This window comes from Microbacterium sp. Root280D1 (assembly GCF_001428975.1).
Classification (GTDB): Bacteria; Actinomycetota; Actinomycetes; order Actinomycetales; family Microbacteriaceae; genus Microbacterium.
The window spans coordinates 1020101-1036218 of sequence record NZ_LMJK01000002.1; the positions used below are offsets into that span (position 1 = coordinate 1020101).

At 68.1% G+C, this 16118-nt stretch carries 18 protein-coding genes; 5 read left to right on the forward strand and 13 right to left on the reverse strand.

The genetic code is table 11. The features are described from left to right. Position 1 precedes the first annotated feature (1 nt). Genes ASE34_RS11155 through ASE34_RS11165 form a run of 3 tightly spaced genes read right to left on the reverse strand, consistent with a single transcriptional unit; the run spans position 2 to position 2695 of the window. Positions 2 to 436: a cupin domain-containing protein gene (locus ASE34_RS11155; protein ID WP_056278878.1), complete on the reverse strand. Its 435-nt coding sequence runs from the start codon at positions 434 to 436 to the stop codon at positions 2 to 4. Then, on the reverse strand, positions 433 to 1050 hold the full coding sequence (locus tag ASE34_RS11160; protein ID WP_056278879.1) for a pyridoxamine 5'-phosphate oxidase family protein: 618 nt from the start codon (positions 1048 to 1050) through the stop codon (positions 433 to 435). The genes ASE34_RS11155 and ASE34_RS11160 overlap by 4 nt, the downstream gene beginning before the upstream one ends. 46 nt (positions 1051 to 1096) lie before the next feature. Next, the gene (locus ASE34_RS11165; RefSeq protein ID WP_053096429.1) at positions 1097 to 2695 is read right to left on the reverse strand and encodes an ABC-F family ATP-binding cassette domain-containing protein; all 1599 of its coding nucleotides are present in this window, start codon (positions 2693 to 2695) and stop codon (positions 1097 to 1099) included. 197 nt (positions 2696 to 2892) lie between these two features. Between ASE34_RS11165 and ASE34_RS11170 the strand changes: the two genes are divergently transcribed. From ASE34_RS11170 to ASE34_RS11185, 4 genes are all read left to right on the forward strand, one after another. Next, entirely contained in the window at positions 2893 to 3513 is a 621-nt protein-coding gene (locus ASE34_RS11170; protein WP_053096431.1) for a DedA family protein, read from the forward strand. 5 nt (positions 3514 to 3518) lie between these two features. After that, positions 3519 to 4784, forward strand: a complete 1266-nt coding sequence (locus ASE34_RS11175; RefSeq protein ID WP_056278880.1) for a sensor histidine kinase — start codon at positions 3519 to 3521, stop codon at positions 4782 to 4784. Then, positions 4781 to 5449 carry a response regulator gene (locus ASE34_RS11180; protein ID WP_053096436.1) on the forward strand — a complete coding sequence of 223 codons (669 nt, stop codon included), beginning with the start codon at positions 4781 to 4783 and terminating at the stop codon, positions 5447 to 5449. Before ASE34_RS11175 ends, ASE34_RS11180 begins: the two co-directional genes overlap by 4 nt. Positions 5450 to 5559: 110 nt before the next feature. Continuing rightward, positions 5560 to 6876, forward strand: a complete 1317-nt coding sequence (locus ASE34_RS11185; RefSeq protein ID WP_056278881.1) for an acyltransferase family protein — start codon at positions 5560 to 5562, stop codon at positions 6874 to 6876. Here the strand turns inward: ASE34_RS11185 and ASE34_RS11190 are convergent. The 3 genes from ASE34_RS11190 to ASE34_RS11200 are packed head-to-tail and all read right to left on the reverse strand — an operon-like array spanning position 6823 to position 8685. Next, positions 6823 to 7374 (reverse strand): energy-coupling factor transporter transmembrane component T, encoded by a 552-nt coding sequence (locus tag ASE34_RS11190; RefSeq protein WP_230100746.1) that lies wholly within the window; start codon positions 7372 to 7374, stop codon positions 6823 to 6825. The two genes, ASE34_RS11185 and ASE34_RS11190, sit on opposite strands and share 54 nt — an antisense overlap. Before the next feature lie 38 nt (positions 7375 to 7412). Further along, positions 7413 to 8105 carry an energy-coupling factor ABC transporter ATP-binding protein gene (locus ASE34_RS11195; protein ID WP_082586603.1) on the reverse strand — a complete coding sequence of 231 codons (693 nt, stop codon included), beginning with the start codon at positions 8103 to 8105 and terminating at the stop codon, positions 7413 to 7415. Continuing rightward, positions 8095 to 8685: a biotin transporter BioY gene (locus ASE34_RS11200; protein WP_157538207.1), complete on the reverse strand. Its 591-nt coding sequence runs from the start codon at positions 8683 to 8685 to the stop codon at positions 8095 to 8097. Before ASE34_RS11200 ends, ASE34_RS11195 begins: the two co-directional genes overlap by 11 nt. 53 nt (positions 8686 to 8738) lie before the next feature. Here ASE34_RS11200 and ASE34_RS11205 point away from each other — a divergent pair, with 53 nt between their 5' ends. Beyond that, positions 8739 to 9353 carry a TetR family transcriptional regulator gene (locus ASE34_RS11205; protein WP_082586604.1) on the forward strand — a complete coding sequence of 205 codons (615 nt, stop codon included), beginning with the start codon at positions 8739 to 8741 and terminating at the stop codon, positions 9351 to 9353. On the opposite strand, the gene ASE34_RS11210 is transcribed toward ASE34_RS11205, so the two are convergent. The 7 genes from ASE34_RS11210 to sufB are packed head-to-tail and all read right to left on the reverse strand — an operon-like array spanning position 9301 to position 15898. Further along, complete coding sequence (locus tag ASE34_RS11210; protein WP_053096443.1) at positions 9301 to 10686, reverse strand: MFS transporter; 1386 nt, start codon at positions 10684 to 10686, stop codon at positions 9301 to 9303. The genes ASE34_RS11205 and ASE34_RS11210 overlap by 53 nt on opposite strands. Continuing rightward, complete coding sequence (locus ASE34_RS11215; RefSeq protein WP_056278883.1) at positions 10683 to 11837, reverse strand: MalY/PatB family protein; 1155 nt, start codon at positions 11835 to 11837, stop codon at positions 10683 to 10685. Before ASE34_RS11215 ends, ASE34_RS11210 begins: the two co-directional genes overlap by 4 nt. Before the next feature lie 2 nt (positions 11838 to 11839). Further along, on the reverse strand, positions 11840 to 12169 hold the full coding sequence (locus tag ASE34_RS11220; protein WP_053096448.1) for a metal-sulfur cluster assembly factor: 330 nt from the start codon (positions 12167 to 12169) through the stop codon (positions 11840 to 11842). A gap of 10 nt (positions 12170 to 12179) precedes the next feature. Then, positions 12180 to 12950 (reverse strand): Fe-S cluster assembly ATPase SufC, encoded by a 771-nt coding sequence (gene sufC, locus ASE34_RS11225; RefSeq protein WP_053096451.1) that lies wholly within the window; start codon positions 12948 to 12950, stop codon positions 12180 to 12182. Continuing rightward, on the reverse strand, positions 12951 to 13277 hold the full coding sequence (locus ASE34_RS11230) for a non-heme iron oxygenase ferredoxin subunit (RefSeq protein WP_056278884.1): 327 nt from the start codon (positions 13275 to 13277) through the stop codon (positions 12951 to 12953). It lies immediately after the preceding gene. Beyond that, positions 13274 to 14479 (reverse strand): Fe-S cluster assembly protein SufD, encoded by a 1206-nt coding sequence (gene sufD / locus ASE34_RS11235; protein ID WP_056278885.1) that lies wholly within the window; start codon positions 14477 to 14479, stop codon positions 13274 to 13276. The genes ASE34_RS11230 and sufD overlap by 4 nt, the downstream gene beginning before the upstream one ends. After that, the gene (sufB, locus tag ASE34_RS11240; RefSeq protein ID WP_053096457.1) at positions 14480 to 15898 is read right to left on the reverse strand and encodes a Fe-S cluster assembly protein SufB; all 1419 of its coding nucleotides are present in this window, start codon (positions 15896 to 15898) and stop codon (positions 14480 to 14482) included. Positions 15899 to 16118 lie beyond the last annotated feature (220 nt).

Consider the following 16118-nt stretch of genomic DNA (forward strand, 5'->3'; position numbering starts at 1 on the left):
TTCAGTCGGTCCAGGGCAGCGGCCGGTCGGGCAGGCGCGTACTGTCATCGGGAAGATGCGGCAGCTCCTGGCCTCCGGCCCGGATGCACAGCCAGCGGAGCTCCCCCGCACTGCCAGGGTGAGACCGCCAGGTGCGGGCGACCCCCTGACCGACTCGGATCACGGTGCCGGGGCCGACCTCGACGATCTCGTCGTCGAGCCCCATCTGCCCGCGCCCCTCGAGGAAGACGTAGAGCTCCTCGATGCGTGAATGAACGTGCCAGTACCCCGCCTCCTCACCCGGAGCGAGCGCGTTCGCGGTGAGTCCGATGAACTGCATCGTCAGCTCGTGGTCGACGACGCGGCGACCGTCGCGGGAGCGCGCGGCATCGAAGCCGCCGTGGTGCTCACGCCACTCGTCCAGCGCACCGATCTCGATGACCTGGAAGTCGCTCATGCGCGAGCCTCCTCCTCGATGCGGTCAGCGGCGCGACCGGAGAGCGCCCGGCTCCAGCCGTCCGCGGATGCCTCGTACACGAGGCGGGTGTGGTTCCGATCGGTCTCCCCCTGCCAGAACTCGATGCGGCTCGGGACGATGCGCCAGAGCACCCAGTCCCCGTCGGCGATGCCGGCCTGTGCGGCCGCCGAGCGAGCAGCGAGGTCGGCGGCGCTCTCCTCGGGCGTCGCCTCCTCCACGCGGCCGCGCACGCGGACTGCACGGACCTGCGGCTGCCACCAGAAGTTCAGGGCCGCTGCCGGCACTGCGCCGAGCTGCGCGCCCTTACGGGACGACCGCGTGCTCGCGAAGGCCCACCCTCGTTCGTCGATCCTCTTCAGGATGAGCGTGCGCGCATCGGGGATCCCGTCCTCGTCGACCGTCGCCAGCGTCACCGTGTGCGGTTCCGCCACCCCGGCTGCGGCGGCGGCGCGCAACCACTCGGCGAACAGGACCGCCGGGTCATCCGGCAGGTCGCGGATGTCCCAGTCCGGAGCGACGCCGGTGAGAGCGTGGCGTCCTCTGAGCCAGTCGTTGAGCGGATCGAGGGCGAGGTCGGAGTCGTCATGGGTCACCCTGTCGACTATGCCACTCCCGTCGGACGTGGCCACCCCGGACGCGTTACGCGAGCTCGATGAGGTCCTGGTACTCCTGGCTCCAGAGGTCCTCGACACCGTCGGGAAGGATCAGCACGCGCTCCGGGTTGAGCGACTGCACCGCACCGGGGTCGTGCGAGACGAGGACGACTGCACCCTCGTAGTGCGCGAGAGCGCCGAGGATCTCCTCGCGAGACGCGGGATCGAGGTTGTTGGTGGGCTCATCGAGCAGCAGCAGGTTGGCCGAGGAGACCACGAGGGTCGCCAGCGAGAGACGCGTCTTCTCGCCGCCCGAGAGAACCCCGGCGGGCTTGAGCACATCGTCGCCGGTGAAGAGGAAGGATCCGAGCACCTTGCGCGCTTCCATCTCGGTGATGTGCGGAGCGGCCGAGACCATGTTCTCGAGCACCGAGCGGTTCACGTCGAGGTTCTCGTGCTCCTGCGCGTAATAACCGACCTTGAGCCCGTGGCCCGGCTCGAGCTGGCCCGTGTCCGGCTCGTCGACTCCGGCGAGCATCCTCAGCAGCGTGGTCTTGCCCGCACCGTTGAGTCCGAGCACGACGACCTTCGATCCGCGGTCGATCGCGAGGTCGACATCCGTGAAGATCTCGAGCGATCCGTACGACTTCGACAGCCCCGTCGCCATCATCGGGGTCTTGCCGCAGGCGGCGGGTTTGGGGAAGCGGAGCTTCGCCACCCGGTCTTCCTGGCGGACCTCGTCGAGACCCGCGAGGAGCTTCTCGGCGCGCGCGATCATCTGATGAGCGGCAGCGGCCTTCGACGCCTTCGCACCGAAGCGGGCGGCCTGCTGCTGCAGCGTGGTGGCCTTCTTCTCGGCGTTGGCTCGCTCCTTCTTGCGGCGCTCCTCGTCGGCCACCCGCTGGCGCAGGTAGTTCTTCCAGTTCATGTTGTAGGTGTCGATGATCTGGCGGTTCGCGTCGAGGTAGAAGACGCGGTTGACGGTCTCGCCGACGAGCTCGACGTCGTGGCTGATCACGATCAGCCCGCCCTTGTAGTTCTTGAGGAACTCGCGCAGCCACACGACGCTGTCGGCGTCGAGGTGGTTGGTCGGCTCGTCGAGGATCATCGTCTCCGCATCCGAGAACAGGATGCGCGCGAGCTCGATGCGACGACGCTGTCCGCCCGAGAGCGTCGAGAGCGGCTGATCGAGGATGCGGTCGGGCAGCGAGAGGTTGTTGGCGATGGATGCCGCCTCGGCTTCTGCGGCGTATCCGCCCTGTGCCTCGAACTGCTCGGTGAGGCGCGCATAGCGCTTCATCGCCTTCTCGGCCACGGCGGGGTCTTCCGAGCCCATGGCCAGCGAGGCCTCGGTCATGCCGAGATTCAGCTGTCCGAGTCCGCGGGCATCGAGGATCCTCGTGCGCGCCAGATCCTCCGGGTTGCCCGAACGGGGATCCTGGGGAAGGTAGCCGAGCTCTCCGGAGCGCGTCACCGTGCCCCCGGAGGGAAGGACGTCGCCGGCGAGCACCTTGGTGAGCGTGGTCTTGCCTGCACCGTTGCGGCCGACGAGACCGATCTTGTCTCCGTCGCTCACACGGAACGACACGTTCTCCATCAGGAGGCGTGCGCCCACGCGGATCTCGAGTTCGTGCACGGCAAGCACAGGCGGGATGTCCGTTCTTTCAAGGGGGTTCAGGCCGAGGGGCCAAACTCCCAGTATAGATCGCTCGGCTGGGTGTTCAGTCGACGTACGGATCGTGGTGCAGTCGTCGGCCTGTGCACAGATCTACCTCTGCGGGTGGATGCGATCGATACCTCAGGGTGATGCCCTGCGTGCCCTCCGCTTTCTAGCCTGCTGAGGTGGACGTCATCAACGAGCTCATCCTGCAGACCGTCGCCTCCCCCTGGCTGTATGCCGTGCTGCTCGCGGTGACGATCATCGACGGCTTCTTCCCGCCTGTTCCGAGTGAGACCGTGCTCGTGGCGGCAGCCGCCGTGCTGGCATCCTCAGGAGAGCCATGGGCGCTGATCCCGCTCGGGCTCGTCGCCGCCGTCGGCGCGACCATCGGCGACAACATCGCATTCGTGCTCGGTCGTCGACTCGGCACGACCCGCTGGGCGTGGATGCGTCGACCGCGGATCGCCTCGGCCTTCGCCCACGCGGAACGCGCCCTCGACCAGCGCAGTGCGGCTCTGATCCTCGGCGCTCGATACATCCCTGTCGGCCGTGTCGCTGTGAACATGTCGGCGGGCGCGCTGCGATTCCCCTGGAGGCGTTTCCTTCCCCTGAGCGTCGTGGCCGGTCTCAGCTGGAGCGCGCTGAGCCTGGCGATCGGGCTGCTCGCCGGATCATGGATCGAAGATCAGCCCCTCGCCAGCGCCGGGATCGGCATCGGGGTCGCTCTCATCATCGGACTGGTCATCGACCGCGTCACCGCTGCCCGGCGTCGACGCGCCCCCGTCCCGCAACTGGCAGGATGACACTCATGGCACGTCGCCTGCCCCGCACACCCCGCACACCGCGGACTCCCCGCATCAGCCGTCGAACGGCCGCGCTCGCCGCGCTCGCCGTGGCGAGCCTGGCGCTCTTCGCGGTGCTCGTGTCGCTGCAGACCGTGCTGTACGGCACCGCGTTGCCGCTGACGTTCATCCTCGGCGCTGCACTCTGCTCGGCGCCGCTGCTCTCTTTGCGGTATCCGCGGTGGGCGATCGCGATGTTCTGCTCTGCGGCGTTCGCGCTCCCGCTGCTGGTCGTGCCCGATCAGGCGACTGAGGCGCCGTGGCCGTGGTCGGTGCCCGCGCTCGTCACCTTCGTCCTCTTCGTGGGCGTCGTGACCTTCATCCATGGCGCGCGCCTGGGCGTCGTCCCGCTCGGCGTCGGCGCGCTGCTCTCCCTCACGGCCCCGCTGCTGCGCCCCGAGATCGTCGCCACTCCGGCGACGGCAGGCAGCGCCACGGCAGATCTCATCGTGACCACGTCTGTGGCCGCAGCCGTGTTCCTGGTCGCCATACTGGTCGCAGGACGCGTGAGGGTATCTGCCGAGCTCACGAAGGAACGGGAGCATTCAGCCCTCGAAGAGTCCCGCCGCGCGCTCGTCGAGGAGCGCACCCGTATCGCCCGCGAACTGCACGACGTCATCGCCCACAGCATGTCGGTCATCCAGGTGCAGGCGTCCACTGCTCGATACCGACTCCCCGAGATCGGCGACGCGGCGACGTCGGAGTTCGAGAGCATCGCGGCCACAGCGCGGGGATCGCTCACCGAGATGCGGCGGATGCTGGGCGTGCTGCGCACCGAGGATCAGGCGGCCGAGCTGGCGCCGCAGCAGAGCATCGACGATATCCCGGCCCTCGTCGACACGATCCGGCGCGCCGGCGTGACGGTGGGGCTCGAGATGACGGGCGCGTTCACCGACGCCCCGCAGGCCGTGCAGATCGCCGCCTTCCGCATCGCGCAGGAGGCGCTCAGCAACGCGGTACGGCACGCGTCCGGCGCCGCCGTCACGGTGCGCCTGCAGGCGGATCTCCACGCCATCGGCATCCGCGTCCGCAACGGCCGCGCCACCACTCCACCGGCTCACCCCAGCGGAGGCTATGGACTTCGCGGCATGCGTGAGCGCGTCGAACTGCTCGGCGGGTCCTTCACCGCCGGCCCCACCGCTGAGGGCGGGTGGGAGGTCATCGCCTCCCTCCCGCTGCACGAGCGTCCATCGAGCGAGACCACCGCTCCGATCACCCAGGAGAACCCGTGACGATCAGCGTCCTCATCGCCGACGACCAGGCGATGGTGCGCGCCGGATTCGCCGCTCTGCTCGATGCGCACGAGGGAATCCGTGTCGCAGGCCAGGCGGCCGACGGAGCCGAAGCCATCACCCTCGCTGCCCGCCTCGATCCGGACGTCATCCTGATGGACGTGCGGATGCCGCAGGTCGACGGCATCGAGGCCACTCGGCGCATCCTCGGACCCGCCTACCCTGCGGCTCATGTGCCGAGGATCCTCATGCTCACGACCTTCGACATCGACGACTACGTCTACGACGCGCTCGAGGCCGGCGCGAGCGGATTCCTGTTGAAGGACGCTCTTCCCGAGGAGCTCGTGCACGCCGTGCGCGTCGTCGCCGGCGGCGATGCCCTGCTCGCCCCCAGTGTGACGCGGCGCATGATCGAGCAGTTCGCCGGACGTCGGCCCCGCACCGCGAAGGCGGCGACCTCGCTCGCAGACCTGACCGATCGGGAGCGGGAGGTGCTGGTGCTCATCGGTCGCGGACGGTCGAACAGCGAGATCGCGTCCGACCTCTTCATCGCCGAGCAGACCGTGAAGACGCATGTCGGCAAGGTGCTCGCCAAGCTCCGACTCCGCGACCGCGTGCACGCCGTGATCCTCGCCTACGACACGGGTCTCGTCGAGCCCTCCTGAACCGCTGCTCCGGGTCACACCGCAGTAGGGGTGCGAACCAGCCCGGAGGGTGATCCCCCGACCGGCACCGCGTCCATACGCTCCTCGGACACCCATCCGAGGAGGACTCCATGGCCATCGTCGAAGCGCCGCCCCGCATCGCTCCCCGCCCCCCGCTGCCGGCCGGTCGTGATGCCGCGATCGACCTGCTGCGAGCGATCTGCGTCGCAGGAGTCGTGCTGCTTCACGCCATCATGGTGGGCGTCACGGTCGCCGACGGCAGCCCGGTCTTCGCGAACGCGAGCGAGGGCACCTCGTGGATCATCCCCATGAGCTGGGTCCTCCAGGTCATGCCGTTGTTCTTCATCATCGGAGGCTTCGCCGGTCACATCGCGTTCCGGCGGTCGCAGGCGCGCGGCGGCACCGCATCCGAGTTCATCGCAGCCCGCGTGCATCGCCTGCTCCGGCCCGCACTGTTCGCCATCGCCGTCGTCGGCGTCGCGCTCGCGGCTCTCCACGTCGCAGGTGTTCCCGCCGACATCATCGCCACCGCCGGCTTCCGCTACAGCCAGCCGCTGTGGTTCCTCGGAGTCTTCCTGGGCTGTCAGGCGCTCCTCCCGGCACTCTCGAGAGCCCACGCACGCAGGCCCCTGGTCACCGTCGCAGCCCTCGTGTGGGCATCGGTCTGCGTCGATGTGGCCCGGGCGAGCACCGGGGTCGAGGGACTGGGGTTCCTGAATCTCGCCTTCGTGTGGCTCGCACTCCAGCAGATCGGGTTCTTCCTCGCCGACGGCACGATCGACCGGCTGCCTCGAGCGACGCGGGCCCTGATCGGAGCAGCGGCTCTGACCGCCCTCATCGCAGCGTTCGCGACCGGGATCTACTCCCCCGACCTCATCGCGAACATCAATCCCCCGACCGCCGCGCTGCTGCTCGTCGGCGTCGTGCACCTGAGCGCCGTCTCGCTTCTGCGCGATCGCATCGACGAGCTCAGCCACCGGCCGGTCCCCGCCGCGTTCGGCGCCTTCGTCAATCGCCGCACCATGACGATCTACCTGTGGCACATGCCGGTACTGCTCGCCATGGCGGGGATCTCGGCCGTCGCCTCACTCGTCAGCGGAATCGCGCTGCCGGATCCGAGTTCCGTCTCCTGGTGGGTGTCGCGTCCGATCTGGCTCGCCGTCGCCCTGACTCTGACAGCGGCGATCGCGACCTCCCTCACCCGCATCGAGACGCAGCCGTCGCCGCGATCCGCTGACAGGACGCACCGGGTCGTGATCGCCGCCGTCCTGGGCATCGCCTCCGTCGTCCTGCTCCTCGTCGCGGGGACGACCGTGCTCACTGCTGCAGTCGCCGCCGGCGGCATGCTGCTGTCCCTGCGCATCGCCCGCCGATCACACGAGACCGCGAGCGGCGAGAGCGTCGCCGACGTCGTCCGCGTGGCGTAGTGTCCTGACCATGAGCGGCACCGCGCCTCGCACGCCGCGACGGATGCCGCGTGCGAGGTGGGCCTCGGTGACCGCATGGGCGAAGCCTGCGACCACCGGAATCATCGTGAGGGTCAGTGAGATCATCATCGCGACGGCATCCGCATCGATGCCCAGTCGGCGCAGCGGTCTCAGCATCCGATGCAGCACCGCGAGCAGATCGCCCATCCGGGTGGTGATCGTGAGAAGCGACGCCAGCAGCAGCAGTGATGCCACCCTGGCCGTGCTGACCCATGCCGTGAGCGGTGTGGCGAAGATCCACAGGGCGACCCCGAGAACCAGGACGAGCCACCGCAGCCGCCACGCCTCGACGAGCAGGGCCGTCACCGGAAGGCCGGCGGCGAGATAGAGCAGGCAGACGACGAGAAGCGCGGCTGTGACGCTCCATCGATCGTGCGGGTAGCCGGACGAGACGAGCGCGAGCACGGCGAAGACGGCGAGCTTGGGGCCCGCCGGCATCCGGTGGACGATACTCGCCCCCGGCCGATAGGACTGGATCACGCGGCCAGCTCGCGATACTCGGCGACCACGTCCGGCGGGGCGCCCGACGCGATGATCGAGCCCGCCTCGAAGAGGACCGCGTGGTCGCACCTCGCTGCGAGCTCGAGGTCGTGGGTGACGATGACGACCTGGGCGGGAAGCGCCAGCAGCAGATCCGAGATCCGTCGGGAGTTGCGCAGGTCCAGCAGGGTCGTCGGCTCGTCGGCGACGATCAGCTGCGGTTCGGTGATCAGGACAGACGCGAGAGCCAGCATCTGCTTCTGACCGCCGGACAGCTCCGACGCCGGCACGTCCGCCCGATCGGTCAAGCCGTGCTCGGCGAGTGCCGCGGCCACACGTCTGTCGACGTCCGCACGAGAGGATCCGCGAAGCGACAGCGCGAGGTCCTCGGCAGGCGTAGGCATGAGGATCTGCGCCTGCGGATCGGTGAAGACGAAACCCACCCGCCGCCGCAGAGCCTTCACATCCCGACGAGAATCGAGACCGTGCACCGTCACGCGCCCTGCATCCGGGAGCACGAGGCCGTTCAGCAGACGCGCGAAAGTGGACTTTCCTGAACCGTTCGCGCCGATGACCGCGATCCTCGCCGTCGTGAGCTCGATGCTCACATCGCGCAGGATCGGCTGCCCCTCCCGCTCCACGGTGACATCGTCGACCGAGATCGATCCGGTCGAGGTCTCAGACCGCACGGACGGATGCCGGCACGGATGGGGCACTCGTGCCGAAAGCTCGAGGGTACGCGCGCCGTAGCGCGAGGACCAGCGCTGTGGCCGCTGCCGCCTTGAGCAGATCGCCGGGGAGGAAGACGAGACTCGCCAGTGCGGTGGGTCCCAGGTCGAGCCCGAGTACGAGCGCGGTGACGGGCACCCCGCAGACGTACACGACCACGATGCCGCCGACGACGACCCCGAGGGCGATCCGCCACCAGCGGGGCCGACCGCTGCGCACGATCAGTCCGATGACGATGACGCCCAGGAGCCACCCGAGCAGGTAGCCGGCTGTCGGACCGACGAAGACGCCGAGACCGCCACGGCCACCGGCGAGGACGGGGAGCCCGACCGCTGCCAGCACCAACACGAGGAGCACCGAGAGCGGGGCCGACCGCGGGCCGAGTACAGCGCCGGCGAGCATCACCCCCAGGGTCTGCGCGGTGATGGGCACCCCGCCGGGGATCGGGATCGTCACCATTCCGAGGACGATGATGAGCGCGGCGAAGATCGCCACCCTCGCGAGTTCGCGACCGAGGTCGTCTGTGTGCCGAGCCATCATCCATCACCTTCCTGAACACCGTTCACTTGAACGGTGTTCACTATACTGACGGGATGGCCCCGGCGCACAACTCGACCCGTCACGACCGCGACGGCGTCGCGCGCGCTGCACTCGCGCTCCTCGACGAGGTCGGCCTCGCCGACCTCTCGATGCGGCGGATCGCCGGCAGGCTCGATGTGCAGCCGAGTGCTCTCTACTGGCACTTCTCGAGCAAGCAGGAGCTGCTGGCGGAGTTGGCCGATCGCATCACCGCGGGCATCCCACGCGACGATGCGGACGTGTTGACCACCGCCCGCAGCATCCGCGACGCGCTCTTCACCTATCGCGACGGGGCCGAGCTCGTGCTCAGCACGTATGCCCTGCGTCTCGGCTCGTCGTATGCGCACACCGCTCTGGAAGCCGCGCTGACGCGCCACGGCCTGTCGGACGCACCGGAGCGAGCAGCCGCACTCCTGCACTTCGTGCTCGGCCATGCGACTCTCGTTCAGCAGCGGATGCACGCCGACAGCCACGGAGCAGCGCTCGACGACCACACGATCGACGTCACAGCGGGACTCGACCGCATCTTCGACCTCGGCGTGGCCGCGCTCGCCGGAGAGTCGTCCGGCGCCGGCCTCACCGCTCGCGCGACTCCGCATCCGTCAGCTCCGCGGCGTGCCCCAGCCTGAGTCCCGGCACGAACGCCAGGAGCACCAGACCGAGACAGAACGCGAAGACGACGCCGAAGGCGCTCGCACCACCGCCGAGGCTGGCGACGGCGAGACCCGCGAGAGCGATGACGACCGCGGCGCCCGTGGAGTCCGAGATCGACAGAGCTGACGAGTTGAAGCCCTGGTTGCCGGCATCCGAGTACGCGAGCGTGAGCACGGTGAGGCGGGGATAGAGCAGACCCATGCCGCCGCCGGCGAAGGCCCATCCCACCACCACGAAGAGCGGCGAGAACCCCCAGAGCGCTGCGAGGAGCACGAAGACCAGCGCACAGACGAGCAGCGAGAGACTGATGACGGTGATCCTCGTGTTGCCGAGACGTTCACCGAACCTCCCCTGCAGCGCGGACGCACCGGCCCAGGCGAACGCGGCGAACATCAAGGCGATGCCCGCCCACGTCGCCGTGAACCCGAACCTCTCCATGAGCAGGTACGGGATGTACGCTTCCGCGGCGAAGAACGCGCCGGCGACGACGCCCCGCATGAGCACGACGCTCGGCAGGCCCCGGCCGGCGCGCAGAGTGCGTCGAGGGAGCAGCGGCAGCACGGCCACGGCGATGACGGCCACCGAGCCCAGTGCGACCGACCATCCGATCTGCGCGGTCATCTCGGCCGTGAAGCCGATCAGCACGGCGAACACCGCGACGACGACGGCGAGCATCAGACGAGTCACGAGAGCTCGACGGTCCTGTGGTTCGCCATGCCCGAGGTCGACGCCGCGCAACCGGATCGCGATCATGAGAAAGGCGGCCGTCGTCAGCACGGCCACCCCGAGGAATGCCCACCGCCAGTCGAGGTACTCGGCGACGGCACCCGCGAGGAACGGGCCGATCATCGACGGCACCACCCAGGCCGCGGCGAACGCCGCGAAGACCCTTCCGTGCAGGTGGGGCGGATACAGGCGGGCCACCACGACGTACAGGGCCACCGTCTGTCCGCCCGCACCGAGCCCCTGCACGAGGCGGCCGATGAGGAACTGATCCATCGTCACCGCGAACCCCGACAGCAGAAGGCCGGCGATGAACAGCGACACGGCGGCGTACAGCGCACCCCGGGGCCCGCGAGCGTCCGACCAGGCACCCGCGGCGACCATCCCGATCACGCTCGTCGCCAGTGTCCCCGCGAAGGCCACCGCATACAGCGCCTGGCCGTCGAGCGCCTCGCTGACGATCGGCATGACGGTCGTCACCGCCAGAGCCTCGATCGCCGCCAGGAAGATCAGCGCGACTGCGCCGGCGGTGACCCAGAGGCGTTCCCGGTCCCAGATCGACGATGTCGCGCGATCGACCGTCATCGATCCACGAGCGTCGCGATGCGCTCGATGGCCTCGGTGATGATCTCCGGACTCGTCCCGAAGTTCAACCGCACGAATCCCCTGCCCTGCTCGCCGAAGGCGGGGCCGAAGTGCAGGGCCACCTTCGCCTCCTTGAGGATCCGACGCGCGGGGTTGTCGCCCCATCCGAGAGCCGAGAGATCGATCCAGGCGAGGTAGCCGGCATCGGGCATCCGGTAGCGGGCACCGGGGAGCTTCGATGCGAGCAGGTCCTCGAGGAGTACGCGGTTCGCGTCGAGTGTCGCGAGCAGCCCGTCCAGCCACTCATCGCTCTCCTCCGAGAAGGCGGCGACAGCCGCGAGCAGACCGAACTGACCGGTGCGCCACTCGACCTCGATCGGCAACCCGCGCACGACCGCGCTCGTCGATTCGGAAGCGGTCACCATGAGGGCGCACTTGAGGCCGGCCAGATTGAAGGCCTTGCTCGCGCTGACGACCGCATACCCCACGCGCTCGGCGGCCTCGCCCGTGTCGAGGAACGGCGTGAAGCCGGTTCCCGGCTGGGCGAGCGGTGCGTGGATCTCGTCGGAGACCACCGCCGCGCCGAACTCGTCGGCGATCTCGGCCAGCGCCGCGAGCGCGTCGCGACTGTGGACGGTGCCCGTCGGGTTGTGCGGATTGCAGAGCAGGATCGCGGTCGCGCCGTCCTCGAACGCTGCACGGACGCCGTCGAGATCGAGTTCCCACCCCATCCCCGTGTCGATGAGAGGCACCCGTTCCACCTCGGCGCCGGCCTCGGACACCAGGTCGAAGAACGGCGGGTACACGGGAGGGGTGACGACCACGCGCTCTCCCGGCTGCGTCACGCGGCGGAGAATCTCGACGATGCCCATGCTCACATCGGCCGTGGTGCGCATCCGCGTCGGATCCGCCTCCCAGCCGAAGCGACGGCGTGCGAACGCCGCGTAGGTGTCGGGCAATGGTGTCCGCGAGGCGATGTACCCCGTGTCTCCGAGCTCGACGGCGCGACGCAACGCGTTCGAGACCTCCGGTGCGAGAGGGAAATCGGTCTCCGCGACGAAGAGCGGAAGCACGTCGGCGGGATACTCCCGCCACTTCTCGCTGCTACGTCGTCTGAGCTCCGCCAGAGGCAGAGCCGTGACTTCGAGCATTCTCAGATCGCGAAGCCGAGGGCGCGCATCATGTCGCGCCCGTCGTCTGTGATCTTCTCCGGACCCCACGGCGGCATCCACACCCAGTTGATGCGGAAGCGGTCGACGACGTTGTCCAGAGCCTGCGCGGTCTGGTCCTCGAGCACGTCCGTCAGGGGGCAGCCGGCGCTGGTCAGCGTCATGTGGATGACGAGAGCATCGTTCTCGTCATCCCAGGCGAGGTCGTAGATGAGGCCGAGGTCGACGACGTTGATCCCGAGTTCCGGGTCCATGACGTCCTTGAGCGCCTCGGTGACCTCGTCGTACTTCGCGTCCGTGAGGGTGGCTGTCATGCGAATCAGCCTACGCCTCGATGGGGGCTGCGGGGTCGAGGAAACGGTCGTATCCCTCTTCCTCGAGCCGGTCTGCAAGCTCAGGGCCGCCCTCTTCGACGATCTTGCCCGCGACGACCACATGCACGAAGTCCGGACGGATGTAGCGGAGGATACGGGTGTAGTGCGTGATCAGCAGCACGCCGAGTCCGGTCGACTCCTTGGCGCGATTGACGCCTTCCGAGACGATCTTCAGCGCGTCGACGTCGAGGCCCGAGTCGGTCTCGTCGAGAATCGCGAACTGCGGCTTGAGGACCTCGAGCTGCAGGATCTCGTGACGCTTCTTCTCGCCACCGGAGAAGCCTTCGTTGACGTTGCGCTGAGCGAACTTCGGGTCCATGCGGAGGTTCGCCATGGCCGCCTTGACGTCCTTGGTCCAGCCGCGGATCGCCGGAGCTTCGCCGTCGAGTGCCGTCTTGGCGGTGCGGAGGAAGTTCGTCACCGTCACGCCGGGGATCTCGACCGGGTACTGCATCGCGAGGAACAGGCCGGCGCGCGCGCGCTCGTCGACGCTCATCGCGAGCACATCCTGGCCGTCGAAGGTGATCGAGCCGGAGGTCACGGTGTACTTCGGGTGGCCGGCGATCGTGTACGCGAGCGTCGACTTGCCCGAGCCGTTGGGGCCCATGATCGCGTGCGTCTCACCGGTGTTCATGGTGAGGGTGATTCCGTTGAGGATGGGGGTGGTACCCGCCTCGGTCTCGACCGTCACGTGCAGGTCGCGGATTTCGAGAACAGACATTCAGACTTCCTTCGTCACAGTCGGGTCGATGAGCACGTCGTCGCCGTCGATCTCGACGACGTAGACCGGAACGGGCTCATAAGCAGGGAGGTTCTGGGGCTTGCCGGTGAGCAGCGAGAACGCGGAGCCGTGGGCCCAGCACTCCACCGTGTCACCTTCGACGAAGCCTTCGGCGAGAGAGATGTCGCCATGCGTGCAGGTGTCCCCGATGGCGTGGATCACGCCTTCGGAGTCCTTGATCACGGTGATCGGGATGCCGTTCGGCTCGACGCGGATCGGCATGTCCTGCTCGAGTTCCGCGACGCCGCACACGCGCTCGGCGCTCATGCGTTCACCTCGGCGAGCTCCGTCTCGATCGCGTCGAGCAGCTCGGTCTCCAGTGCCGGGATCCCCAGGCGCTGAACGATGTCGGTGAGGAATCCGAGCACGACGAGTCGGCGCGCTTCCTCTTCGCTGATGCCGCGGGCCTGCAGGTAGAACAGCTGCTCGTCATCGAAGCGCCCCGTGGCGCTGGCGTGGCCGGCGCCGAGGATGTCCCCGGTCTCGATCTCGAGGTTCGGGATCGAGTCGGCGCGTGCACCCTCGGTGAGCACCAGGTTGCGGTTCGCCTCGTAGGAGTCGGTGCCCGTCGCGTCGGCGCCGATGAGCACGTCGCCGATCCAGACGCTGTGCGCTCCCTGCCCCTGGAGCGCACCCTTGTAGAGCACGTCGCCCTTGGTGTGCGGGCCCTTGTGGTGCAGGTAGACCTGGCTCTCGAGGTGCTGCCCGGCATCGGCGTAGGACAGTCCGTAGAGGTACCCCTCGGATCCGCCGCCGGCGAGCTCGACGCTCGGGTTCACGCGCACGACTCCGCCGCCGAAGCTGATCACGAAGTGCTTGAGCGTGGCATCCGCATCGACCCTGGCCTGATGCGCAGAGGTGTGCACGGCATCGTCCTGCCACTGCTGCAGGCTGATGACAGTGAGCTTCGCGCCATCGCGGACGATGATCTCGACGTTCTGCGAGTACTGCGCGGCTCCGGTGTGCTGGAGCACGACGGTGGCCGAGCTGTGCTCGAGGGCCTCGATCACGATGTGGGCATCGGCGCGCAGTTCGGCGCCGAGGCCCTCGATCGAGACGAGGATCGGCTCAGCGACCTCTTCTTCGCGCGGGATGCGGATGTGCAGCGCCTCGGACGAGCCCTGCCAGGCGACGGCCGCCGTGATGTCCTCGGCCAGGAAGACCTCCCCGCGCGGGGCATCACCCGCGGCGAGCGGTGCCGCCACGTACTTCTCGCCGTCACCGAACGAGTAGCGCACGCCCTCGGTCGGACCTGCCACCTCGAAGAGGGCGGAGAGCTTGGCCACCGGAGTGTGCTTCCAGTTGACCTCGCGGCCGGTCGGCGAACCGAAGTCGGCTGGTTCGAAGGAGTGCGGACGCTCCGAGCGGGTCTGCACCGGGACGAATCCGGCATCCGAGACCTGAGCTGCGGGGTCGATGTGCGCGTTCGTGTGCTGCGCCTCGCTGGGCGCTGTCGTCGAGGCCGCCATTTAGCCGACCGATCCTTCCATGCCCATTTCGATGAGCTTGTTCAATTCCATCGCGTACTCCATGGGCAGTTCGCGCGCGATCGGCTCGATGAAGCCGCGCACGATCATCGCCATCGCCTCGTCCTCGGGCATGCCGCGGGACTGCAGGTAGAAGAGCTGCTCCTCGCTGACCTTCGAGACGGTGGCCTCGTGGCCCAGCTGCACATCGTCGACCCGGATGTCGATGGCCGGGTATGTGTCGGAGCGCGATTTCGTGTCCACCAGCAGCGCGTCGCAGCGCACGGTGTTCGCGGAGTGGTGCGCGTTCGCGTCCACCCTCACCTCGCCGCGGTATCCCGCACGTCCACCGCCACGGGCGATCGACTTGGAGACGATCGACGACTGCGTGTACGGAGCCATGTGGATCATCTTCGCGCCGGCATCCTGGTGCTGGCCGGGACCCGCGAAGGCGACCGAGAGGGTCTCGCCCTTGGCGTGCTCGCCCATCAGGTAGATCGACGGGTACTTCATCGTCACCTTGGAGCCGATGTTGCCGTCGACCCACTCCATCGTCGCGCCCTCATGGGCGACGGCTCGCTTGGTGACGAGGTTGTAGACGTTGTTCGACCAGTTCTGGATCGTCGTGTACCGAACGCGGGCGTTCTTCTTCACGATGATCTCGACGACGGCCGAGTGCAGCGAGTCCGACTTGTAGATCGGAGCGGTGCAGCCCTCGATGTAGTGGACGTAGCTGTCCTCGTCGGCGATGATCAGGGTCCGCTCGAACTGGCCCATGTTCTCGGTGTTGATGCGGAAGTACGCCTGCAGCGGGATCTCGACGTGCACGCCCTTGGGGACGTAGACGAACGAACCTCCCGACCACACGGCTGTGTTGAGCGCGGCGAACTTGTTGTCGCCGGCCGGGATCACGGTGCCGAAGTACTCCTCGAAGAACTCGGGGTGCTCGCGGAGCGCGGTGTCGGTGTCCATGAAGATGACGCCCTGCTCCTCCAGATCCTCGCGGATCTGGTGGTAGACGACCTCGGACTCGTACTGCGCTGCGACGCCGGCGACGAGGCGCTGACGCTCGGCCTCGGGGATGCCGAGGCGCTCGTACGTCTCGCGGATCTCAGCCGGGAGATCCTCCCAGGACTGGGCCTGCTTCTCGGTCGAGCGCACGAAGTACTTGATGTTGTCGAAGTCGATCTCGCTGAGGTCTGCACCCCAGGTCGGCATCGGCTTGCGACCGAAGAGCTGATAGCCCTTGAGTCGGGTCTTCAGCATCCATTCGGGCTCGTGCTTGAGCGCCGAGATCCCGCGGACCACCTCTTCGGAGATACCGCGCTTGGCGATGGCTCCGGCGGCATCTTCGTCATGCCACCCGAATTCGTACACCCCCAGGCCGTCAAGCTCCGGGCGGTCGATCAGCACATCCGACATCACACACTCTCCTCACAGGTCCCAAACGGTGTCATCCGCCCCGACACACCTGATCCCCGTCGAGTCTGCGGGAGCGGGTGCCGTTGGTGGGCCCTCATCACCGGCGCATCCATCGCGCCTAAACTGTTAGCGATGCTTCAGCGCGGTCAGCGCTCATCACAACAATCCGATTCTACAGGTTCCGCCTGAAGACAGGGCCGCTCGCCGTGTCCGGCGCGGT